This window comes from Pseudomonas sp. NFACC46-3, assembly GCF_900114515.1.
Lineage (GTDB): Bacteria > Pseudomonadota > Gammaproteobacteria > Pseudomonadales > Pseudomonadaceae > Aquipseudomonas > Aquipseudomonas fluorescens_Q.
On sequence record NZ_FOTH01000001.1, the window covers coordinates 357,352 to 380,816 of the forward strand.

Annotated in this window: 19 protein-coding genes; 5 read left to right on the forward strand and 14 right to left on the reverse strand. The window is 58.8% G+C overall.

Translation table 11 applies throughout. The features are described from left to right. Positions 1-254 precede the first annotated feature (254 nt). From BM300_RS01470 to BM300_RS01480, 3 genes are all read left to right on the forward strand, one after another. Entirely contained in the window at positions 255-1,736 is a 1,482-nt protein-coding gene (locus tag BM300_RS01470; protein WP_170862009.1) for an anthranilate synthase component I family protein, read from the forward strand. Then, positions 1,733-2,317 carry an anthranilate synthase component II gene (locus BM300_RS01475; protein ID WP_063321726.1) on the forward strand — a complete coding sequence of 195 codons (585 nt, stop codon included), beginning with the start codon at positions 1,733-1,735 and terminating at the stop codon, positions 2,315-2,317. The genes BM300_RS01470 and BM300_RS01475 overlap by 4 nt, the downstream gene beginning before the upstream one ends. Before the next feature lie 80 nt (positions 2,318-2,397). Then, positions 2,398-3,198, forward strand: coding sequence for an autoinducer binding domain-containing protein (locus BM300_RS01480; protein ID WP_092344655.1), 801 nt, complete (start codon positions 2,398-2,400; stop codon positions 3,196-3,198). A gap of 286 nt (positions 3,199-3,484) precedes the next feature. On the opposite strand, the gene BM300_RS01485 is transcribed toward BM300_RS01480, so the two are convergent. The 7 genes from BM300_RS01485 to BM300_RS01515 form a co-directional block, all read right to left on the reverse strand. Then, positions 3,485-4,753 carry a lipase family protein gene (locus BM300_RS01485; RefSeq protein ID WP_092344653.1) on the reverse strand — a complete coding sequence of 423 codons (1,269 nt, stop codon included), beginning with the start codon at positions 4,751-4,753 and terminating at the stop codon, positions 3,485-3,487. Further along, entirely contained in the window at positions 4,750-5,733 is a 984-nt protein-coding gene (locus BM300_RS01490; protein WP_092344651.1) for an alpha/beta hydrolase fold domain-containing protein, read from the reverse strand. Before BM300_RS01490 ends, BM300_RS01485 begins: the two co-directional genes overlap by 4 nt. Then, positions 5,730-6,056, reverse strand: coding sequence for a DUF4387 family protein (locus BM300_RS01495; RefSeq protein ID WP_092344649.1), 327 nt, complete (start codon positions 6,054-6,056; stop codon positions 5,730-5,732). Before BM300_RS01495 ends, BM300_RS01490 begins: the two co-directional genes overlap by 4 nt. A gap of 1 nt (position 6,057) precedes the next feature. Then, positions 6,058-7,425: an acyclic terpene utilization AtuA family protein gene (locus BM300_RS01500; protein WP_092344647.1), complete on the reverse strand. Its 1,368-nt coding sequence runs from the start codon at positions 7,423-7,425 to the stop codon at positions 6,058-6,060. Further along, positions 7,422-8,450, reverse strand: a complete 1,029-nt coding sequence (locus BM300_RS01505) for a phosphoglycerate dehydrogenase (protein WP_092344646.1) — start codon at positions 8,448-8,450, stop codon at positions 7,422-7,424. Before BM300_RS01505 ends, BM300_RS01500 begins: the two co-directional genes overlap by 4 nt. A 28-nt stretch (positions 8,451-8,478) precedes the next feature. After that, the gene (locus BM300_RS01510) at positions 8,479-9,876 is read right to left on the reverse strand and encodes an OprD family outer membrane porin (protein WP_092344645.1); all 1,398 of its coding nucleotides are present in this window, start codon (positions 9,874-9,876) and stop codon (positions 8,479-8,481) included. Between the two features lie 84 nt (positions 9,877-9,960). Then, positions 9,961-11,250, reverse strand: coding sequence for a CitMHS family transporter (locus BM300_RS01515; protein WP_170862010.1), 1,290 nt, complete (start codon positions 11,248-11,250; stop codon positions 9,961-9,963). 259 nt (positions 11,251-11,509) lie between these two features. Between BM300_RS01515 and BM300_RS01520 the strand changes: the two genes are divergently transcribed. Next, the gene (locus BM300_RS01520; protein ID WP_092344644.1) at positions 11,510-12,715 is read left to right on the forward strand and encodes a citrate synthase; all 1,206 of its coding nucleotides are present in this window, start codon (positions 11,510-11,512) and stop codon (positions 12,713-12,715) included. 46 nt (positions 12,716-12,761) lie between these two features. Here BM300_RS01520 and BM300_RS01525 read toward each other — a convergent pair whose 3' ends face one another. The 3 genes from BM300_RS01525 to BM300_RS01535 all read right to left on the reverse strand — a co-directional run bounded on the left by BM300_RS01525 (position 12,762) and on the right by BM300_RS01535 (position 15,935). Then, positions 12,762-14,135 (reverse strand): MmgE/PrpD family protein, encoded by a 1,374-nt coding sequence (locus BM300_RS01525; protein ID WP_170861995.1) that lies wholly within the window; start codon positions 14,133-14,135, stop codon positions 12,762-12,764. Between the two features lie 79 nt (positions 14,136-14,214). Continuing rightward, on the reverse strand, positions 14,215-14,523 hold the full coding sequence (locus BM300_RS01530) for a DUF4387 domain-containing protein (protein WP_092461789.1): 309 nt from the start codon (positions 14,521-14,523) through the stop codon (positions 14,215-14,217). Continuing rightward, positions 14,520-15,935, reverse strand: coding sequence for an acyclic terpene utilization AtuA family protein (locus tag BM300_RS01535; protein ID WP_092461791.1), 1,416 nt, complete (start codon positions 15,933-15,935; stop codon positions 14,520-14,522). Before BM300_RS01535 ends, BM300_RS01530 begins: the two co-directional genes overlap by 4 nt. 290 nt (positions 15,936-16,225) lie before the next feature. Here BM300_RS01535 and BM300_RS01540 point away from each other — a divergent pair, with 290 nt between their 5' ends. Beyond that, on the forward strand, positions 16,226-17,152 hold the full coding sequence (locus tag BM300_RS01540) for a LysR substrate-binding domain-containing protein (protein WP_092461793.1): 927 nt from the start codon (positions 16,226-16,228) through the stop codon (positions 17,150-17,152). A 26-nt stretch (positions 17,153-17,178) separates the two neighbouring features. On the opposite strand, the gene leuD is transcribed toward BM300_RS01540, so the two are convergent. The 4 genes from leuD to BM300_RS01560 form a co-directional block, all read right to left on the reverse strand. Then, entirely contained in the window at positions 17,179-17,787 is a 609-nt protein-coding gene (leuD, locus tag BM300_RS01545) for a 3-isopropylmalate dehydratase small subunit (protein ID WP_092344636.1), read from the reverse strand. A gap of 3 nt (positions 17,788-17,790) precedes the next feature. Then, complete coding sequence (gene leuC, locus BM300_RS01550) at positions 17,791-19,212, reverse strand: 3-isopropylmalate dehydratase large subunit (protein WP_092461795.1); 1,422 nt, start codon at positions 19,210-19,212, stop codon at positions 17,791-17,793. Positions 19,213-19,345: 133 nt separating this feature from the next. After that, positions 19,346-22,369 (reverse strand): EAL domain-containing protein, encoded by a 3,024-nt coding sequence (locus BM300_RS01555; RefSeq protein ID WP_092461797.1) that lies wholly within the window; start codon positions 22,367-22,369, stop codon positions 19,346-19,348. Beyond that, a complete protein-coding gene (locus tag BM300_RS01560; protein ID WP_092222151.1) occupies positions 22,357-23,376 on the reverse strand; it encodes a substrate-binding domain-containing protein in 1,020 nt (339 codons plus the stop codon). The genes BM300_RS01555 and BM300_RS01560 overlap by 13 nt, the downstream gene beginning before the upstream one ends. Between the last annotated feature and the right edge of the window lie 89 nt (positions 23,377-23,465).

The window sequence follows — 23,465 nt, forward strand, 5'->3', positions numbered from 1 at the left end:
TAGCGAAGACCGGAGCCTGTCTGCTGCCTGCCAGCAACGTCCTGATCTTTCCCCTCTGAAATCGAAGGCGCTCGCGTCTTGTGCCCTGCGCAACAATTGGCTGCAATCCATTGCAAGCTTTTTAGTGCGCGCGACATGAACAGCGTCCGTCCCGTCTATTCAGAATATCCGTCAACACGTATTTAAAGTGCCTGCGCGCTTTATATTCCCGTGGCGCTCTCTTAATCGAGCGCCTGAATCGTTACACCTTGAATATGGTATTAACCGTGAATAAAAATTTAATTGGCGTGAATGTTCTTCGCCGTGAAGAACGTCGACCTACGGATGCACTTGGCATATATGCAAATGCACTGGAACAACTCGGTCGCGAGTCTGTTTTCATTCTTGAATCACTGTCCGGCCCAAGCCGTGATCGCCGGGCGACGATCGTCGGGCTCGAACCGCTTTTCGAAGTGTGTATCGATGAGGGCCAGGCCCAACTGCGAGGCTGCGCCGCCCTGTGTGAACATTTGTCCGCCAGCCTGCGGCAAGCGGGCATGCAGGTCGATCCGGAACACAAGATCCATCTACCCGACAGCGAGGCTGCGTGGAACCTGCTCCGGGCGATCCAGGCAACGTTCCAACCGGCGTCCAATGCCCCTTCCAGCCTGGCCTTCTTCGGCTATTTCTCCTACGACTGCGTTCGCCTGATCGAGCGACTTCCCGATCTGGCCAAACAGACCTACGATTACCCGCTCATTGCCCTGTCGGTCTATCAGACCCTGGTTTATTTCCACAGCAATGGCATCGTCGAAACCCTGATCAATAACCACGATCTCTGGTCGCCCCGCACGTTGGAGGACTACCCCTTCCTGAGCTCAACCCCGGCATCCGAGGCGCTGGCCCCGCTACCGTACCCCGAGGGCTTCGAGGAAGAGCGCACGGTGACCCCGGAGCAATTCGTCGAGCGAGTCGAAGTGGCGATGGAGCACATCCGCGCCGGCGACGTCTACCAGATCCAGCTCGGTCATGAGATTCGCATCCGCTCGCAGGTTTCGCCGTTCGATGTGTACCAGAACCTGCGCCTGCGCAACCCTTCCCCCTACATGTACCTGGCCCACGTAGGCGGCATCGACTTGATCGGCGCCAGCCCCGAGCTGTTCGTCAGGATCAAGGACGACTTGATCGAGATGCGCCCGATCGCCGGCACCGTGGGCAAGAAGCCTGGCGTCGATCCGACTCAGTTGGTCCTGGAGCTGACCCGCTCCGAGAAGGAGCGCGCAGAACACCTGATGCTCATCGACCTGTGTCGCAACGATATCGGTCGCGTGTGCCAGGCCGGCTCGCTGGAGGTCGATGAGTTCATGCTGGTGGAAGAGTACTCGCACCTCTACCACATGGTGTCGAACGTTCGCGGCTTGCTGCGCCCGGGCCTGGATGCCTTCGACGTGATCAAGGCCTCGTTCCCCGCGGGCACCATGTCCGGCGCGCCCAAGGTCAGGGCGATGGAGCTGATCGAAGGGATGGAAAGCAACCGCCGGGGCATTTATGCCGGGGCCCTGGGCCTGGTCGGTTTCGATGGCAGCGTCAACACCGCATTGTGCATTCGCTCGACGGTCTTCGATGAGGGTACGTACCACTTGCGTGCATCCGCCGGAGTGGTGGCCGATTCGGTGCCAGAGCTTGAGTGGAAAGAGACGCTGTACAAGATGGGGTCCGTCTATCGAGCAGTGACCGGGCAGGAGATCGCACTGTGAAAGTATTCTTGATCGATGCCTATGACAGCTTCGTCTTCATCATCAGCCAATACCTGGAACAACTGGGGCTGGAAACCCACGTCGAGCGTCACGACGTACCGGACCTCATCCAGCGCATTGAAGCGTTCTCACCGGATTTCTGCGTGCTGGGCCCTGGGCCTGGGCATCCGGCCGATGTGGGCTACATCGAAGTGATCAGGCACTTTCAGGGACGCCTGCCGCTGCTGGGTGTGTGCCTGGGTCACCAGGCCATCGGCCTGGCCTTCGGTGCCCAGGTTTGCCGGGCCCCACACGTGATGCACGGCAAGGTGAGCACGATCGAAAACGACGGCAAGGGCGTCTATGACCACACCCAGGCACAGGCGATTCGGGCGACCCGCTACCACTCGTTGATGATCAGCGAGCAGCCATTACCCGACTGCCTGGAGATCACATCCAGATCCACGGACGACGGCTATGTCATGGGCGTGCGCCATCGCCACCTGCCGGTGGAAGGCGTGCAGTTCCACCCTGAAAGCATCCTCACCGAAAACGGCCTGGACCTGTTCCGCAGCTTCATCCGGTGTCACGTGCACAAGTGATCCATCCGGAAGGGGCATGCGCCCCTTCCTTCCCCATACTGCGACTGCGTCATTCCTGCTACAACGAGAGCGATCCGTTTATGGACAAACACCACTCCCCCGCCTGCGGCCGGACCCAGGCCGAGCGTGCCGCTACGCTGGCCGCCTTCACGAGCCTCGCCAAGGATGCCAACCGTTGCGATTGGGAGCGCCTGCTGAACAAAGTGCTGCGCCAACTCGGCTTCGGCAGCTACCTCATCAGCCTCGGGCCGGCAACGCCGAGGGATACCGACCCTCTCGCTGGCCTCATCACCACCTTTCCCAAACGCTGGCTGGAACACTACCGCTGTGATGGGTTGATCGAGATCGACCCGATACTCAGGCACTGTCGACGCGAGCTGGTGCCGCTTTTCTGGGACAGCGAACGACGGCGCGCCCGGGGACGCTCCCGGCATTTCTGGGAGCAACGCGAGCTACACGGCCTGCGCAGCGGCGTGAGCATCCCACTGCGCTACGAAATGCTCAGGGGAACCTTGAGCGTGGCCTTCGACGACACACAGATCACCGAACAGAAAGGGTTTTCCAACCCTGCCGTCTACCAACTGTTCATGCTCATCCCCTACCTGCTCGCCGGGATACGACATCAATTGCAACGGCCTGCCCAACCGCGCCAGGACCTGACGCCCAAGGAAATGGACTGCCTGTACTGGGCCAGCGAAGGCAAGACCACCTGGGAAATCAGCCACATCCTGACCTGCTCCGAACGCACCATCGACTTCCACCTGCTCAATGCGCGACGCAAGCTGGGCTCGGTAAGCCGCCAACAGGCCGTCAGTGCTGCGGTGGCTTGTGGGTTGGTCATGCCGACCGTTATCTCGCCGACTTACCGGTGCCAGGAATGAGCACAAAAGAGCGCGCTACGACAGTCCATCCTCAGGGATAACCTGATGGCATCTTCGAGTCAGCGATGGCAATCATCCGACCGGCAGCGCAGGCCCGTGTGCGGCCGGGCAGCCAGTTCATACCCGATGCCTGCAGCATTCGCCTCGGGTATCCATCCCCTCTTATGTCAGGTCGGGCCATGCCCGGATCAATGTGGGAGCTTTCTCGCGATGAGGCCATCCCAGCCGACGCCTCATCGCCTGACCCGCGGCCATTGCGAGCGAGCTCGCTCCCATTGGGATGCACTCAATCGTCGTTAAATGGCGCTTCTGCATCCCTTTCACCCGGCGGACCGGGCCGTTGCAAAGCCGAGCAATTCGCGCCATGGCCCGGCCCCTCGAGCTGGGCCCCGACGAAGGCAAATGCATCGTCCAATGAACCAAGCAGCACCCCGTCATGGCCCAGGCCTTCATAAGTCCGCCAGGTGACTTGATTACCAGCGGCACACAACGCCGCCGCGACCGCATACTGCCGCACGGGCGTGATCGTTTGATCGGCCTGGCCGGTGGCAATGAATAACGGGAAGGCAATCGACGCCTGTGGCATGTCGGTCGTTGGGATGCGCGCAGCATCCAACGCCTCGGGGGCAATGGTCACAAGCTCGGCAAGCGAACCTACCTGCAACGCTTTGGATTTGAGCGCAATGTCACGGGTACAGCCCTGCCGGGCGACACTCAGCAGTTCAAGACCTTTGGCCGTCAGGATCTCCTCTATCCGTGGCCCCTCCTCGCGCAAGCCACCGGACGCCAATGCCAGGAACACCGTATTGGAATGCCGAGGCGGCAGCGCAATGGGGCCATGGGGAAATGTGCTGTTCGGGGCCGTAAGTACTGCGCCCCGGATAGAAAGCTCCGGTGCGTAGCGACCGGCAAGGATCGCCGCGCCCAACGCCGCCCCTCCCCCCTGGGATTGCCCGGCCAGGATCGTGTAAGGGGCAATCAGACCCGGCCTGATCGAACGGGCAGCGCGAATCGAGTCCAGAACAGAGCGTCCCTCGGCCTGCCAGAACGTATAGGGATGCGGCCCTGGCCCTCCCAAACCTTGATAATCGGTGGCGACAACCGCGAAGCCGTGCGCCAGCCAACGATTGATGTACGCCGCATCACGGTCGCGCCATCCAGTCCAGGACGGCGCGCAGGCATCGGCAATCCCCAGCGTACCGTGGGCCCAGGCCAACAGCGGCCAGCCTTGCGCCGGTGGACTTCCCCTTGGCAGGTACAACGCCCCGCTGACCGGAACGAGCCCGGAGTGCCAGCGCTCGTCGGTTGAGCTGTAGAGCAGGCGCAAAGCCTGCGCGGCCGCGGGCAGTTGCGGTTGCACCGCCAGCGTCTCGCTTCGCAGCAAGGCACCGGGCAACGCGGGCATTGCCTCAGGCCAGCGGTAAAACGCCGACAGCGTTCCGTCTCCCGCGTCTGGGCCAACGGGAAGCGTGCCAGTCGCCAGGGCATTGGCCGCCATAACGACGAATGAGCCGATGCAAATTCGTGCAAAGCCCGCGATTCGAAACAGGTTCATGGGCAGTTCACCTGAGCGAAAAGTGCCTTGCGCAAAGCGCTGCCCTGCGCAGCAATGATATTGCCCACGACAGGGGCCACCTCATTGAATCGGATAAATCCGTGGGTCATGTTCGCGAGCACTTGCAGGCTCGTCGCCACACCCGCGCTTTCCAGTCGGCTCGCCAGTTCACGGTTTTCATCCAGTAACGGGTCCAGTTCGCCAACCACCAATCGCACGGGTGGCAGGCCGGCCAAGTCAGCGACGATCGGCTGCACCCGCCAGTCATCCTCGTCATTGAGCAGGTAATTCGCCCAGTAGGCGCCCATGGTCTCGACCGACAGATTCTGCCCCCCGTACCCACCCAGCCTTTGCCACGAATCAGAGCTCATGTCGCGCGAGTAGCTGCCGTAGAACAGCAACAACTGCTGCAGCACATCAAATCCCGCATCGCGTAAGGCAATCGCAGCCCCCAAGGCCAGGTTGGCACCTGCCGAATCCCCGCCCAGGGCATAACCGCGTACAGGGCAATCGGTGATCGCGCCCAGCTTGATGACCCGGCTGACAATCGACACCACCTCGTTGAACGCCACCGGAAAATGATGTTCCGGCGACAGCGCATAGTCGATGGACAGCACCGCCAGGCCACTGTCGCGCACCAGCTGGCGCAGCGGCGCGTCCCAGCCGGCGAGCGAACCGTGGCGAAATCCACCGCCATGGCAATAGAACATCAAGCAAGGCGTCTCATCGCCCTCCGGCCAATAGAGCTTGCAGGGCACCGTTCGGCCATCGACGGCAAACCCCAAGGTGCGCTCATAGGACAGCGGCACGCTGCGGTGTGCCGCCCAGGCATTGATCCGTTCCAGTTGCGCCCGGACACTTTGCACATCCCCATGAACAATCGGCAGCAGCCCCTGTTCGCGCAGCATCGTAGCCACGGCCACCAGATCAGGGTGAACCGGCGGAGGTGAATCCGCCGACAGGCATTCAATGCGACTCATGGCCGATCGTCCTCACCGGTTCCTAGCGCGTCGAGCAGGATGAATGCCCATTGAGCCCCATGCATGTCGCGGTCCTGCAAGGCGCCCTGTACCACAGGACGCGGCAGGCTGATCTTGATCACGCTCAGCGCCTCGATGGGGAAAACGCTGATCGACTGCGCAGGCCTGCGGAACAGCTCGGCAATCGCTGGTGCTTGCAACTTTGGCTCCGCTGCCAGTTGCGCGAAGGTGTCCGAGTCCTTGCAGAACACATCGATGGTCAGGGAAAACGGCCCGGCGTTCTTGGAGCGGATCTCATAACCCAATGTTTGCAGAGTGTTCATCTCACGCGCCCTCGACTGTCTTGATAACAAACCGGAAAGGTGCCAACGGATCCGCCACGACCATCACATGACTGAGCACGAACTCATGCACCACGCCCCGGTCCATCGAGGCCGGCGAGAAAGGAAACGCGTGGGTGGGCAGGTCTTTGTCGCCGGGCAACGGAAAGTGCAGCAGGTAAGGATTGAGCAACGCGACCATGTCCTGGGTGCGCTCGGCGGTCGCCGACGTCGCGATTGCCATGACGCCGATTTCCACGGGGGTACCCACCCGTGATTCAAGCGCTCCCAAGGCTGAATTCTTGCCGATGGCGCGGAACTGCAAGTCATAGTCATCGGCACCGATGCCCAGGTGTTTTTCGATTCGCTGACGCATGACCGAATCCAGATAGGCAAGCCACTCATCGAAGCGCTCCACGTACTCCGGATCACGGACAATACTCATGACCACCGATTGAAAGCCGCACGGCGCCGCCCCCTCCAACTTGACGGTGTAGTCTTCGCTTGGCGTCCAGACCGAACCTTCGACCCGCACGGTCTGTTCGTCCAACGCGGTGTAGACCGCCCCCTCCACGTGCAGTACGCCACCGGGCTCGACGAGTACGTAGGGGTTGCTGTTTTCATACAGCATGTGGGCCATGACCGAACGTGGGGTAAGCCGGGCGTCCTCGCCGATGGCCTTGATGGTGAATCCCGTGTCGTCAATCGCGGCCATTACCACCGCGCTGGCGGGCGTCGTCGTGCAGGACGCGCCGCACTCCAGGATCTTTCCGGCATGCCACGCGGCGCCCTGATGGGCCCCGCGCAAGATCGGCAGCGAAGCCATCACCGCCGTGTCGGTGGAACGACCCGCCAGGATGATATCAGCGCCCTCTTCAAGCGCATGAATGAAAGGCTCCACACCCATCAGCGCGACAATTCGCGAGCAGCGTTCGACCAGGGCCTCGTCGATGTGATCCAGTTGCAAAGGCCTGATGCGCCCCTGCGCCAACGCTTGTTTCACGACGCTTGCCGGTTGTTCGCTGTAAAGGCTTGCGATGCGCACGGCCTGACCGAGTTCGACGGCGATTTCCTCGCACAGGCTGCGCATCAAGTCGACGCCTGCGTCGGAGCCACAGGTGCCGCAACTGCCGATGATCAGCGGGATGCCCAATTGCGCCCGCGCCTGCATGAACACGCGCAACTCGGCCCGCAGTATCGAGGCCGAAGCCTTGGTCGTGCCGGTGCCCAGGTAATGAGGACCGGAGTCGGTAGACCCCGCGTCCATCGCAATCACGTCCGGTCGTTCCAGCAGCGCCTGTTCAAACGCCGCCCGTGGGAAACCGGTGCCAATGGCGCCCGTTGGCGTCAGCACCTTAATCGGGGTATTCATGGATTCTCCTTCAAGCCTGTAGAGCGACGTCCGTCAGCGATGACGCAATGGCCAGGCGGGCTACGCCCCTCCAGAACGGCCACCGCACATAGAGCGGCAATCAGATTGGTACGATTGAGCCCCTCGACCGTGGAGGCGCCGACATGGGGCGTCACGATCACGTTGGGGAGTTGGATGAGTTGTTCGGTCACGACCGAAAGCACTGGATCCGACTCGCTTTCGAATACGTCGAGCCCTGCCCCGGCCAACTGATTTTCCCGCAGGGCCCACAGCAGATCCGCATCACGCACCAGCCCACCCCTCGCGGTATTGATCAGCACCGCGGAGGGTTTCATCCGCTTCAACGCACGGCTATCGATCAGCCCGTGAGTGTGGGGGTTGAGCGGTGCATGAAGGGTGATGAAATCGCTTTCCTCGAGCAGCGTTTCCAGATCGACAAAGCAACTTCGAGGGAGGCCGTCAACCTGTGCGCTGTCTGGATGAGGGGTGTAGATCAGCGGCTTCACTTCGAACCCGGACAAGCGCTGCAGCACGCCCCGGCCAATCCGGCCCAAGCCGACCACGCCAACGGTCTTGCGGTACAGATCGCCTCCCAAGGGAATCGACCAGTCATTGGCCGACAACCCCAACTGGCAGCGTTTGAGCTGGCGGCACACGGCGAGCATCAACGCAACGGTGTGGTCAGCGACGCTTGCATCGTTGCCGCCGATAGCGATGGTCGCCACCTTCCCCGCTGCAGCCACTGCTGCAGTATCGACCCGCTCGTAACCCACGCCACGACGGGCAATGACTTGCAGACGCGGGAGCGCGCTTAACAGGCTCGATGTGACATTCGCGTGCCCAACGATCCAACCGTCGGCGTCTGCCAGGAGATCGATCAACTGGCGTTCGCTCAGGTCTCCATCCGCTTGCCCCTGGGCCAGTTGCGCAATGACAACGTCGCAGCCATGGTTCTCTAGGAAGTGTACGGTTTCTGGATCGAAGAACCGCTGCGTAACCACTATGGTGTGGCGGGATTTAAACATCACTGGCCTCTCGATATATATCCGGCAATCAAAATGCGTAATCCAGGTACACCCGCGCTTCCGAGCCAGTCACGACGTTGTCGGGTTGAGCGGACACCAGGGCGACAAAGTCCTGGTCGATTCGGTAATCGATATAAATCAAACCCACGGAAAGGCCGGAATACTCCTTTTCGTCGAAACGATAATAGAGACGGTATTCGTTTTGCCGTTCGCGCACGTCAGTGCGTCGGCCACTGAAAGGGTCGGTAGCGTCAAACTCGCCTTGTTTGTAAATGGTCATGACTTTAAAACCGTCCAGCGAAGCCCCTAATAACGAATGCCCGCTCAAGTCATACTCGGCCCCTAGTTGCCAGGTTCGCTCGCCGTCGTTATTAAAATCGTTTCCAGAACGGGTCCAGGCATCCATCTTGCCATCGACGTTATCGCCATGATCGAAATAGGCGTATCCCAATTGCCCGTTGGTCAACTCGGCTTTTGTCTCGGAAAATGAAACGCCCAAGCGAAGTTTATCGAACAACAAACCCACATTGATGTTCAGCCACTTCGCGTCATCGTCATAAGCGGCTTGGCCGGCCTGCCAATCGCGCGTCCAGATTCGCCCGGCCTTTTCAAACTCATAATATTGAGCGTCCAATACAATGCCGGCTTTATCGCCGAGAGGTGCTTTCAGCGTCAGTCCATAACGGGTGTTCTCATTGAAGTCCCGCGATACACCATGGTCGTAACCCAGCTCGATGGCCTTCAAATCGTATTTGACGCCATAGGTGTACAGGTCCTTTATTTCCTCGCCAGACTGGCTCTGCAGGTGTTCGAAGTCTTCCCGGTCCCGAGGCGATGTGCGGTTGATGTAAGCGGTTTCAAACCCCAGCGTACCGGGAAGCGGGCCGATGCCCATCTCGGTAAAATTCAGGTGAGCCCGGCCTCCTTGATAGGATCCCGGAACGATCCGAGTGTCGAGGGTGACCAATGTCCCCGCATCGAACCGGCCCCGGCCTATTTGCGAGTCGGCGTTCCAGCCGTCGCCCTCGTAACGCAACTTGAAGTAACTCTGACCGACTTTTGCGAAGCCGCCGTTGCTACCGTCGGTGTCGTCAAACAGGTCCCGACCATTGTCTTTGGAGTCGATCATCGCCACGCCATACAACGAGGCATCGAACCCTGCGACACCGGCCCAATAACTGGAGTTATAGTCCAGGATCGCCCCCACCCCTGTCCCGCCCAACTCGGAGCCGTCCGGAAAACCACCGAAACGATCTTCGATCAAATCGTTGGATATCCGCGTATTGATATACATCGATCGAAGATAAGCATTCAACTTGCCTTCATGCTGAAACCTGTCCGGATTGCTGATGGTTGCCGAAAGACAAAGATCAGATACAAACAATGTCGACAGCAACGTCACCGCGACGGCGTTAATCGATTTCATCGACCACCTCATCTATTATTTTTATTTTGACGTGAGCAGACGCGACTTGGCGCCCGTGTAACTTCGGTGCAGTAAACTAATTGATCAGATAATTGCCCGTGTAATAACAGCCGTTACAATCAGGACAAGGCTGCTACCTATGGCCCAGAGCAGGCAGTATCGTTGCATATCACCCATATCGCGCTTGATGATCCCGCTAATGAGATAAACCGCGGCAACCAATGGGCTGAGTGCATGGACTGGCTGGCCCAGTACCGCCGCGCGGGCGATGTGCATGGGATCAATACCGTACTCGGCACCCGCCGCACCCAGCACCGGCAAGATGCCGAAGAAGAACGCGTCATTGGACAACAGGAAGTTCAGCGGCAAGGCCACCAGTGCGGTAATGATGCTGAAGTATTGTCCGCCACCGTCGGGAATCAGCTGGACAATTTTCCCTGACATGCCATCGATCATTCCGGTGCCTGACAAAATCCCTGTGAACGCACCTGACGCAAATATCAGAGCGATGACCATCAGCACACTTTCAGAGTGAGCCGCGACCCGCGCCTTCTGTTCCGACAAGCGCGGATAGTTGATCAGCAGGGCGAGGGAAAAACCCACCATCATCAGCATCGGCAAAGGTGCCAGCCCTGTCGCCATGGCGTACATAAGCCCAGCGGTGAGCGCCAGGTTGACCCAAAAAAGCTTCGGCCGCTGCGTTTCGGATTGTACGGTCGGCAAGGCGACCTCCTCCGGTGCAACGTCCCGGGTACCGGGCGTCCAGTCCAAGCGGCGCCGTTCCTTGCGGCCGATCCAGAACGCCACGACGAACGCATAGGCAAGCCCCGCGAACATGGCCGGTACCAGGCCCAGGAACATATCCGCCACATCAAGGTGAAGGGCACTGGCAGCGCGAGCGACCGGCCCTCCCCAGGGGATCAGGTTCACCACGGTATTGGTCAGCAGGAGCATCAACGCCAGAATGAGCGGGTTCATCCCGAGGCGCAGATAGAGCGGCAGGAACGCTGTCGTGACGATCAAGACCGTCGTCGCACCATCTCCGTCGAATGAGATAACAGTGGCCAACAGTGCGGTGCCCAGCACGACTCGAAGAGGATCATTGCCGACAAACCGCAGAATCCGCCGTACCGCAGGCTCAAAGAGCCCGGCGTCAAACATGATCGCGAAATACAGGATTGCAAACATCAACATCAGTGCGGTGGGCGCTACTTGCTTGACGCCGTCCATCACCATCCCACCCAGTTCCGGTCCCGCCCCATTGGCCAGCCCGAAAGCAACCGGAATGAGGATGAGTGCCGTCACAGCAGAAAGTCGTTTGCTTATGATCAGTGCCATAAACGTGACGACCATTGCGAAACCTAACCAAGCCATGCGTTTCACCTTTTCGTTTTTATTTTTATCGATGCCATCGAAAATCAATGTGAACAACTTTTGCGCAATCAAAATCTACATAGGGGGTGAAAGCCTGTAAATCTTGATTTTTTTTGTCAATATTCCCCCTCGACTGCGTCGGCCTGAACGAACAACTCAAAGCATAACTGGATGAAAATTTAATCCTTGTAGAGGTTGACGAAATTTCGGTATATCTAATAAACATGTACACATTCAAATCAACTTGACCGGAATTGTCATGCCAGAACAAGAAGACCTCTACCTTTCGGCAGAAGAGGCGGCAGCCCTACTCGGAATCAGCCTGCCGACGCTGTACGCCTACGTCAGCCGCAAAAATATCCGTTCCCTCAAGATCCCGGGTACGCCCAAACGCCGCTATTGGGCCGAAGACATCCAGCGATTGGTCAAGAGACCGACAGGTGAGAAACACGCGCCCAAGCGCTCGTCACCGTCGGACAGCGCGATTACGCTGATCACCGATGATGGCCTGTTTTATCGGGGCCATGACGTCGTCGAGCTTGCTGACCGCGCAACGGTCGAAGAAGTCGCCGAATTGATCTGGCAAGTGCCTGCGGCATTCGGCCCGTCACTGCCTCGTGCTCCGAAGGACAGCGTCAAGCTGCTGAAGATCTACGAGCACATGTCCGCCCAGGAAAAAGCCATCGCGCTTTTCCCCTTGGTGCAAAGAGAAAATCCCAAGGCCTTCGACCTTTCCACGACCAGCTACGCGCGCACCGGCGCCGATGTCGTGAGGTGGTTTGCCGCCTTGGTGGTGGGAGCGACCGAACCGAGTGCGCAACCCTTGCACGAGTTCATCACCCAGGCCTGCGGCGTCCGGCCTGAGCATGCGGACCTGATCCGCCGCCTGTTGATCCTCAGTATCGACCATGAGCTGGATCACACCACCCACAGCGTGCGCGTCGCCGCCACGACTGGCGCTACCCCCTATTACGCGGTCATCGCCGGACTTGCCGCGGCGCGGGGTCACAAAATTGCCTATGGAAGAAATGAAGCCGCCAGCAGGATGATCGAGGAAATCTGTACGGCCGCGGACCCTGCGCGACCTATTCTGCAGCGCTACAGCCAGGACGGACACATTGTCGGGTTCGGTCCCAATGTCCATTCCATCAACGATCCACGAGCCACTAATCTCATGGCGGCGTTGACCGCCGCGTTCGATGGCGATGCCGAATTTGCAAAACTGCAGAAAGCTTTTGCGGTGGCCTCGGAACTCGTTGCGTATCCGCCGGAATTCATCCTGCTGGTGAGTTTCATCGGTCAGAAGTTTGGGCTGCATGGACAGGAAATTTCATTGGCGGGCGTCGGTCGCCTGATTGGCTGGATAGCCCATGCCAGCGAGCAATACAACCAGCACCATGAAGCCCGCCCTCGCGCCCGTTACGTAGGGACCCTGCCTGCGGCAACCACGACCGGCCGCCGCTAAGCCCCGCTCACTCCTTTGGCGAAAACGCATTGGAGCGACAGACCTGCTATGGGATAGCCATCGCCGCAAACAGCGACTGGAACTCGGTTTGCTTCTCAAGGCCAGCAACGAACCCAAGCACTTTGGCCTGTGCCGATGCGTCGATATGCGGCATGGCCATGCGTCGGAATTTACGTTCAAAATCGTCATCGGTCATCGGCGTTTCGACTGACCCGGGCCCGGTGATCATCTCACTCACGACTTGCTCGCCGGACATCAGAGTCACGCTGACACGATTGGCAAGATGCCGTGGGAACAGTGCGGTCAGCGCCGGGTCCTCGACTACGTTGACCTTTTCCATCAAGGCAATCGCCGCAGGATCGGCAATCTTCTCAGGGCAATAGGAGCCCACCGTGATGTCGCCATCGAGCAAGGCCCGAGCCACGTTATAAGGCAGACTGTGGTCTGCCGTCTCCCTGGTTTTCGGCAACCATTTCTCGGGCGTATCCGCCAATACCCGACGGTTGAATTCAGACGTTTCGATCGTAATGGCGGCAATGTCTTCTACACCATCGATGCGTTTGCGAATATCAAGCGCGGCCCAGACAGCGCTATGCAGCTCACCATTGGTGGGGAATGTCTTGGTTAGGGAGCGCTGTATGGCGTAATCACCATTGTCGGGCGTACCAAAACGCTCCGTATCCAGATCGAACGGCCCGGAAACCAGCTTGAAGAACCCCATGTCACCTTCAAATACCGGCGACGGCCCCGTCATGCCATGGCGCGCCAACTGAGCGGCGAAAATGGCGTTGCGCGCGGCGTTGGCCGCAGAGCAGCCCTTCCAGTCGGACAACGTTCCACTGCGCACCTGGCGCATGGCCAAGTGACCACTCACGGCAATGTTGATCGCCTGCTCCGTCTGCGCCATGTCCAGCTTCATCAGGTTGGAAGCCGCTGCAGCCATCGCGACGTTGACGTAATTGACGTGATCCCAGCCACGCTTGTTCAAGCATGCCGCATCCTGCAAGCGCATCTGGATTTCATAGGCCAGGACGATGGCCGAAATCAGTTCAGCCCCAGTTGCATTTTCGGCTTGCGCCACGGCGAGACAGGCTGGAATGTTGTCACTCGGATGGCCCGGCTCCAGGCCCATATATCCGTCGTTATAGTCCAGGAAACGAACCATCAGGCCATTGGTGAAGGCGGCAATTTCAGGCGTCGTTTGCAGGTGTGTACCAAATACGCTGGATGATTTCGCGGTGTTGGCGGCAGCGTAACACACCGCTGCCTTTACCGGATCAGCCCCATAGGCGCCCAGCACGCACGCCAGGCTGTCGATAAAGCGCTGGCGTACAAGGTGGATGATCGCTTCGGGCAGGTGCTGTTTTCTGAATGCGTGGGCATAGCGTGCAAGCCGCACCGCAACGGTCGAGTCCGTCATAACTACCTCGGATTGAATAGGTGGGTCAGTCCTCGTCCATGAGGCGAACAGATCAAGGCGCGACTTGGCGCCCGTCGTCTCAGTCGATGACCACGTCAAGCAAGCGGACGTATTGCTGGCCGGCATGCATGTCACGCTCGACCATGCCGCCTTGTGGCGTTGCACGGGGATAAGAAATCTTGACCATCTCCAGGTCCGGCACCGCAATGCGCTTGACCCGTTCGGGATCGGTGCCGTAGAGCCTGGCGAATTGCGCCGGAGACAGAGCGGCACAATCGCAATAGCGCTCGAAGCTCTCGCGTCCGTTGAAAAAAATATCAAACGTAATCCAGAACGGCCCCGCTTGTTTCGATCGGACATGCCGACAAACATCACGCAACTTAATCATTGTGCAAGCTCCTTCATCGCCATCGACGTATCCGACAAATCAATCCATTTAAGACGTACCAACTCCATGGGATTCTCAAGTTGCACCACATGATTCAACTTGAACTCATAAATTTGGCCTCGGGGTATATCCGCAGGTGTAAAGGCGAATCCGTACGAAGGTAATTCCTTGCCCATGACACTGGGATAATGAAAGAAGTAGGGATTACAAGCATGGGCAATTGTATTGGCCATGTCCTGAGTGGCGGCAGTGGCCACAAACAACATGCCTATTTCAGTGGGTGGCGATGTTCCGACAGGCGGCTTTACCCCGGTGACACCATTCCACCCATACATCCGCAGGGAAATATGAAACTCGCCCAATTCTTCGGCTGGAATGGACTGGCGTGTTCTGGTGTAAAGCGCTTCCAGCAAACGATCGTGAAACCCATCGACATCATTGAGCACATCCGGGTCCTGAATGCCCACCAACATGATTGTTTGATATAAACCGGCGGCGGCCCCCTCCAACTTCATCGTGTAGGGCATCGTCTCCCAGCGCGAGCCTTCTACCCGAACAGCACGTCCATTCAAATCGGCATAACGCGCCTGGGCAACATTCAAGATGCCGCCAGGCTCTACCAACCGGAACGGGTCGCTGTTTTCATACAGCATATGGGCCGAGACGCTATGGGGCGTGCACTGGTTGTCCTGGCTCAAAGGCTCGACTTCGAAGCCGTTCGCATCAACACTCAGCAAAATGCCCGATCCAAGCGTAGGGTTGACGGCACACTGCACGCCGCATTCGCCCGTCTTGCCGGCATGCCAGGACGGCCCCCACGGTGCGCCTTTCCAGATGGGATAGCAGGCGATGACGGCGGTATCGGTCGCGCGGCCGGCCAATATGATATCGGCACCGCCGTCCAGGGCAGCGATAAAAGGTTCCACCCCCAGTGCCGCGACAATGTGCTCGCAACTCTCCACCGTCGCGTCTTCCAACTCGCCATGAGGCGGGAGCGGCTTGATACGACCTTCTGCATTCAGCTTCTTGATGGTGTCCTTGTCTTGCTCGCAATAGATGAGCGCAATCTTCGGCGACACGCCCAACTCCTTGGCGATTTCCAGGGCAATATCGCGCGTCCACTCCAGATTGATATCGCCACCCGCCTGCCCTGCTGTGCCAACAATTATCGGCACACCGGATCGCGCCTGCGCTTTCATCAATATCGTCAGGTCACGCTTTACCGCGCCTCGGTTGTTCTTGGACTTGCCAAGTGCAAGATACGCCGCACCACTGTCCGTTGAACCTGCGTCCGTGGCGATTACTTGCGCCCCTGCTGCCAGTCCATAAGCAATTTCTTCTTCTCGAACACCCGCCCCCAAAGAACCACAGGGCACGATCACTTTTACGCAACCGTCAAATAACTGCGCCATAACAACCTCTTCTAGACCACTCAGTACACCAATAATAATGACTGCAACTGCGCTTACAAGTGGACAGAATTTATCCATATATCATTAACAAACAAACGACGAGCCGGGCATTACAGGAATAACCCGATTAATATCGCACCAGGGCTTCTAAGCTATTTTTTATTTTCAGACAGGCGTGTTAAAAGCAGATATCAGGGGCGTGATCGATGGGCGCTTGCATTGCAATGCATGGACTTTTAGCGCATCCATTGCAAACTGACGCCGATAACATCATTGGAATAATCCGAGCCATGAGACGCAAGCCTGCACATCGAGAACAATCCTTGCTGCCGGAGGACCTGCGTGTGTTCCTCACCGTCATCCGGAAAAACGGCTTTGGCAATGCTGCCGAGGCGCTGGGATTTTCGCCGGCGTATGTCAGCAAGCGAATCTCCGTCCTTGAGGCAACGTTGGGCGCCAAGCTATTGCACCGGACAACCCGGCGTGTCGCATTGACCGATGACGGCGAACGTGTCCGCGTTTTCGCCACTCGACTCCTGGGCGATATGGATGACTTCATCAGCGAGTTGACCGACTCCCGCCAGCAATTGCAGGGGAGCCTGCAGATCTGCAGCTCTTTCGGCTTTGGCCGTAACCATGTCGCGCCCGCGGTCGCCGCGCTTTCGCAACTGTACCCTCGATTGGAGATTCGCCTGGACGTGTTTGATCGCATGGTCGATATCGTCAATGAAGGCTTCGATCTCGAAATCAGGGTGGGCTACGACCTCCCTCAACAACTTCTGGGAAAAAAACTCGTGAGTAACCGCAGGGTGCTCTGTGCAACCCCTGGGTACCTGGAGAAGCGCGGCTTGCCGACATCCCTGGATGATCTGGCCCGGCATGATTGCCTGGTGCTCAAGGAGCGGAACAACGCCTTTGGCATCTGGAACCTGACGAAGAACAGCGTTGAAGAGTCCATTCGCGTCAACGGCCCGTTGTCATCGAACAATGGCGAGATTGTGTTGCGCTGGGCCTTGAGTGGCGCAGGCATCATCCTGCGTTCCTTATGGGACGTGAAGCCCTTGCTTGAAAGCGGACAACTGGTCCACGTGCTTCCTGACTACGCCCAGAGTGCCGATGTCTGGGCCATCTACCCGACACGTGCCAGCCAGTCTGCCAAGCTTAGGGCTTGTATCGAGTTCTTCGAGGAACATTTCAAGGCGCTCGCCCTCGTTTGAGCGTTTGGCGAGCGCGCCAGGGGGGCTCAGTTCAGCCACGGATTTTCTGCGTAGTGACGCGCTTCGAAATCACGAATCTGCGCCGCCCGCTGCAAGGTAGCGCCGATAGTGTCCAACCCCGACAACAACGATTGCTTGCGCAACGCATCGATTGTGAACTCGATGACCGACCCCTCGCTTAGCCAAATCTTCTGGTTCGGCAGATCGACGCTGATCGTCGCGGTAGCCCCAGTGTTCACGACGCGAACCAATCTCTGTAGCTGCGCTTCGCAAAGCTGTATCGCAAGCACGCCGTTACGCTGACAATTGTCATAGAAGATGCCGGCAAAGCTGGTCCCGATCAGCGCACGAATCCCCAGCTGCTTGAGCCCCCATACCGCATGCTCGCGACTGGAACCACAGCCAAAGTTGGGCCCGGTCACCAGGAAACTGGCCCCGCTCCAGGCCGGTTGATTGAGGATGAAGTCTGGATTTGTCTCACCGGATTCAAGGAAGCGCAGGTCGAAGAACACCCCTTTATCCAAACCGCTTCGGTCGATCCCCTTCAAGAACTGCTTGGGCATGATGACGTCGGTATCGATGTTGGACGCGAGCAAAGGTGCGGCTTTCCCGGTCACGATCTCAAAAGGTTGCATGGCTCAAGCCTCCTCGGCCAACAGGCGAACATCCGTCAGGCGACCACGGATGGCCGCGGCGGCAACCATCGCCGGGCTCATGAGGTGGGTCCGTGCGCCCGCCCCCTGGCGACCTTCAAAATTTCGGTTGGTGCTGGACGCACAACGATCGCCCGGAGCAAGTACGTCATCATTCATGGCCAGGCACATCGAACATCCAGACTGGCGCCATTCAAAACCCGCTTCGAGGAAGATCCTGGCCAAGCCCTCCTCCTCCGCCTGGGCACGCACCTGCGTCGATCCAGGAACGATCATGGCCCGCACTGTCGGAGAAACTTTCCTACCGTTCACCACACGGGCAACATCACGCAAGTCTTCGATACGCGCATTGGTACACGAGCCGATAAACGCATGGCTGATCTGCACATCGCGCAACAACATGCCCGCCTCCAGGCCCATGTAGGTCAAGGCGCGCTGCATGCCTTGGCGCAAGATCGGATCGGTGACGGTCGCCGGGTCAGGAACACTGCCACCAACAGGCAATGCCTGGTCCGGGCTGGTTCCCCAGGTCACCATCGGCTCCAGAGCTTCCACGTCCAACAGGATTTCCCGGTCGAACACTGCGCCTTCGTCGGTGAACAGTTCGCGCCAGTTTTCTTCGGCGACACGCCAATGTTCGCCTTGAGGGGCTAGGGGCTTGGATTTGACGTAGGCAAACACCTTTTCATCAGGCGCCATGAATGCTCCCCGTGCGCCGGCCTCCACAGCCATGTTGCAAATGGTCATCCGCGCCTCAACGCTCAATGCGTTGATGACAGGACCGGCGAACTCAATGGCGTAACCGGTCGCTCCCGACGCACCGATCTTTTCGATCAAGGCCATGATGATGTCCTTTGAGGTCACGCCCATGCCCAGCTTGCCAGTGACCATGACACGCATGGTTTTCAGGCGCTTGTAGACCAACGTCTGCGTCGCCAGCAGATGCTCGATTTCTGAGGTGCCAATACCAAAACCAAACGCCCCCAGCGCCCCGTAGGTCGTGGTATGGCTGTCGCCAGCTGCCACCACCATACCGGGCAAGATAAACCCCTGCTCCGGCGCAACCACGTGCTCTATCCCCTGACGCTTGTCCAGCACATCGAAAAGCTCGATGCCGAAGTCCCGACAGTTCTCTTCGAAATACGCGACCTGCAAGGCGCCACCAGCATCGGGCATGGCCGCGATACGGCTTGGACTGGTCGGGTTGACATGGTCGACGACCGCCAGCGTTGCGCGAGGACGCCATACGCCACGCTTGGCCTCGCGAAGCCCGCTGAAGGCCTGGGGGCTGGTGTATTCGTTGGCCACCTGGCGGTCGATGTAGAGCAACACGTGCCCTTGATCGTCCAGGGTAGCGACAGTGTGGCTGTCGATGTGCTTCTGATAGAGGGTACGAGGGTTGTTCATTGCGATGCGCTCTGTTGTGCCGGGTCACGGATGACCAAGAATATTCGCAATGAAAAACCCATCAATAGCCTTCAGGTGATGGTGTGGAACACAATTCGTGAACAATCCAGGCATCAGCGATGGAAGTGAGTCATCAATGCCCAGACACTGGACCGCTCGGGCGTTTTACATCACGTTTGTTTTGCCTGGGCGTACCAGGGCTCGCAATACGGCTCGCGTGAGGCAGGCGGGGCATACGCAACAACAGACCGATCTCCTGCGCGCTGACCGCCTTGCTGAAAAAATACCCCTGGATTTCATCGCAGCCGTTATCACGCAAGAAGGTTTGCTGCTCCTCGGTTTCGACCCCTTCGGCAATGACCTTGAGATTCAGCTTGTGCCCCAACGAAATCACGGCGGTGGCGATGGCTTTGTCGTTCTCGTTGTCGGGCAGATCACGCACGAAAGACTGATCGATCTTGAGCCTCGCGATCGGGAAGCTTTTCAATGCGGCGAGGCTGGAGTAGCCGGTGCCGAAGTCGTCGATCGAAAGGCTGATCCCCATGGCTTGCAGGGCCTTCATTTTGCTGATGGCTTGCTGAAGGTCTTGCATGATCAGGCTTTCGGTCAGCTCCAGCTCAAGGTACATCGGGTCCAGTCCGGATTCCTGCAAGGCATGCATCACCCGGTCGATCAGGTCCCTTTCGATGAACTGGCGAGCCGAGATGTTCACCGACATGGTGATCGGCGGCCAGCCGGCATCCTGCCACGCCTTGTTCTGTCTGCAGGCGCTATGAATCACCCAGTCGCCGATGGGCACGATCAGCCCGGTCTCTTCGGCCTGGGGAATGAATTTGATGGGAGAGACCATGCCGAGCTCGGGATGCTGCCAGCGGATCAATGCCTCCACGCCGATGATCTGGCCTGACTGCAAATCCACTTGTGGCTGGTACAACAGCAGGAACTCATCATTGTTGAGTGCGCTTCGCAGCCCGTCTTGCATGGCGAGCTTGCCCTGGACCTTGTTATTCATCTCGCTCGTATAGAACTGGAAGCTGTTGCGCCCCAGCTCCTTGGCACGGTACATGGCGGCGTCCGCATTGCTGAGCAACGTGTCGGTGTCTGTGCCATCGGTAGGGTACGTGGCCAACCCCATGCTGCAGGTGACGTGGAGCGTATGGCCGCTGAGTTGAATCGGCCGCAGGATGGCTTCCTGGATCTTGTGCAGGACGGGCGTCACGCCGTCCAGGTCCGAGGGCTGGTCGAACAGGATGATCACAAACTCGTCGCCACCCAGTCGCACCACGGTGTCGGTACGCCGTACACATCCCAGCATGCGCTGGGCGACGGTTTTCAGCAGTTCGTCCCCGGCACTGTGCCCAAGGCTGTCATTCACCAGTTTGAATTTGTCCAGGTCGAGAAACACCACTGTCACCAGCCGGTTGTAGCGCTGGGCATATAGCATCGCCTGCTTGAGGCGGTCTTCGAGCAGCGTGCGATTCGGCAGCCCGGTCAGGGCGTCATGGTCGCCCATAAAGCGAATGCGCTTTTCGGTCAGTTGGCGTTCTATCGCAATGCCGGCAAGCGGTGTGGCCATGTCGATCAGTTGCGTCTCGGCCGCGCTGGGGCTGCGCACGGTGTTGGCATACAAGGCAAAGGTACCCAAGACCTTTCGCTCATGGGACAGGATCGGCGTCGACCAGCAGGCGCGAAACCCATAGGGCGCCACCAGTGAACGGTACGCTTCCCACAGTGGATCCTGCTCGATGTCCGTGACAATGACCGGCTCTCGTCGATACGCCGAGGTACCACATGAACCGACGTCCGGACCGATTTCAATTCCGTCGATGAGCTCGCTATAGGCTTTCGGCAAACTGGGTGCAGTCCCGTGCATCAAATGTTTGCCCTCCTCATCCAGCAGCAGGATGGAGACCTTCATGCCCTCCAGTTGGGACTCGACCAGGTGCGCCAGGCTATCGAGCACTTCTGTAAGCTCGGTGCTCCTGGCGATCAGTTCCAGGACATGACCTTGTCCGGCACGAACGATGGCCTCCTGCTCCAATCGATCGTTTTGCACGGCGAGCCGTTCTGTGGCGATACTCAGTTGGGCCGTTCTTTTCTCCAGTTGAAGTCGGTCTTCGAGAAATTGATTCACCGCCCGCGCCATGTTGCCGATCTCGTCCCTCCCATGGTCGGCCATCATCAAATGCGTTTTGTCCGTGTGTTCCTGACGCAATTGCCGGCTTATTTCATTCAGGCGCACGAGCACATGACGGCCCATGAAAACCCGGGTCACGAACCAGGCGAATACCAGGCTGGCGCCCAACATGATCAGCACCCATCGCTGGCTGCGATTCGAGGCCTCAACCAGACGCTGTACCGCTTCGCGATAGTCTTGGGTGTAGGCATTCGATTGCGTACGGGCCACCGCGACCAGGACCCCGGCCTCATTCTTGAGTTGCTCGTTGAAACGCTGCAGGACGTTGTGTTGATTGATGAGCGTCTGGCGCAGGGAGAAGAGATCCGGAATCTGCACCTCAGCGTCGGATAACGCGCCGACGGTGCGTGGCAGGCGCTCATATCGGGCCCGCAGCCGTTGCACGGCCTCACTGTCAACGGCCTGCGGCAGATCGAAAAGCAGCACCGCCAACTCCAGGCTGGCCCGGGTCTGGGCCGCCGTTAATCGAGCAGTGTGATCCGCCAGGGCCTGCTCGAAGGTGACCTCGGTTTGCAGCAGGCTTTCTCGCAGTTGCGCCACGATGTTGGCGGTATTGCGGAACATCTGACTCGACTGATGCATGTCGAGTATCGCCACGCCACTGTTTGCGGCAGTCAGTTGCTGCACCAGTTGATCGAGGGCTTCAAGCTGTTCGACGGTCGCTGCATAGCTTGAACGCAGGATGTCGGAGGAACGGGTTGTCAGAAGCTGGTCAGTCTGGCGTTCGATCAGCAAGGTGCGCTGCACCATGTCTTGGCCATTTTGCATGCGGACCAGTCGTTCATCCGTCAGTTGTCGAGTCGCGCTGTTCGAGGTGCGCAGCGCGTAGACCGCTGTAGCACCACCTGCCAGGATCAGCAGCGCCAGCGTCAGGAACGCCAGGGTGAATTGTGCGCGCAGCGATTGGGGCAATAGCTGGCGTCCAAGCCGGGAAGTCACGTCCAACATCAGGGATTCCATTGGTGGCGATAGATGTCTCGATAGCCATTGTCAGGATCGTACTGGAATTTTTTCCCGCCATCGAAGGCGATATTGTCGTTATTGACCAAGTGAATCGGCGCGACGAAGCCGCTCACTGGCTGACCTGCAAACAGCCGGTTCAACTCATCCATCACTTGCCAGCCATGCTGGTTGAGCGGCTCGGCCACCGTCACGGTCTGGTAGGTTTTTGCCTGTATGCGCAGGAAAGCCGAAGCGCTGCCGTCACCGGCAGACAACAGACTGATGCCGTCACTGGGTATGGCGGCGGCGGTCAGCGAGGCAATCGAATAGTCAAAATAGATGTCGTTGATAGCCAACGCATGGGTCCAGCGTTTGCCATAGTGCTGAAGCAATTCCTTGGTCACCGCCGGCATCCTCTCGCCACTTTCGGAGATCGCCACATCGCGCACCTCCAGCAACGTACATTCACGACAGGCCCGAATGACGTCTTCCATGGCCTTGGCTTTCGCCATGGCAATGCTGTACTTGGAGTCGGTCAGGATGACCACGCCGGCGCGTCCATTTGATTGCGCCACTGCCGCCATGGCCGTGAGACGCGCCACGTCAAGCGGGTCAGTCGTGACATTCATGGCCACCGGCGTGCCGTCAATCGGCCCCGGGCGTGCCCCGGCGTGCCAGCCAACCACCGGTATCTCCTTGTTGGCGAAGTGCAGCAGCGCGGCCTTGTTCTCAAGAGCGTCGGAGCCGCACAGGATAAGGCCGTCAGGCTTCGCGGCCAGGGCATCGGCAAAGGCTTTTGCGCGCCCGGCCGATGAGCCGGCACCATCGAATATCTTCAGCGTCCAGCCCAACGCATTGGCGGCCTCCCGGGCACCCTGCGCGACACCGACAATGCCTCCGTTACGCAAATCTTCTGCGACAAGCACGATGCTCTTGCCCCGCTGGGCTTGCGGGCCGGACACAGGGCCGCTCCAGCGCGCGGCGCCAAGGGTGGCCCTGGCAACGACCTCCTGCGCTTGCATCACCGTGACCGTGGTGTTTTCGAGCCCCGCTACGGTTGACAGGTCCTGGCTGTATGCGGAAGTTGCCGTGAAAAGGCAGGACACCGTCATTA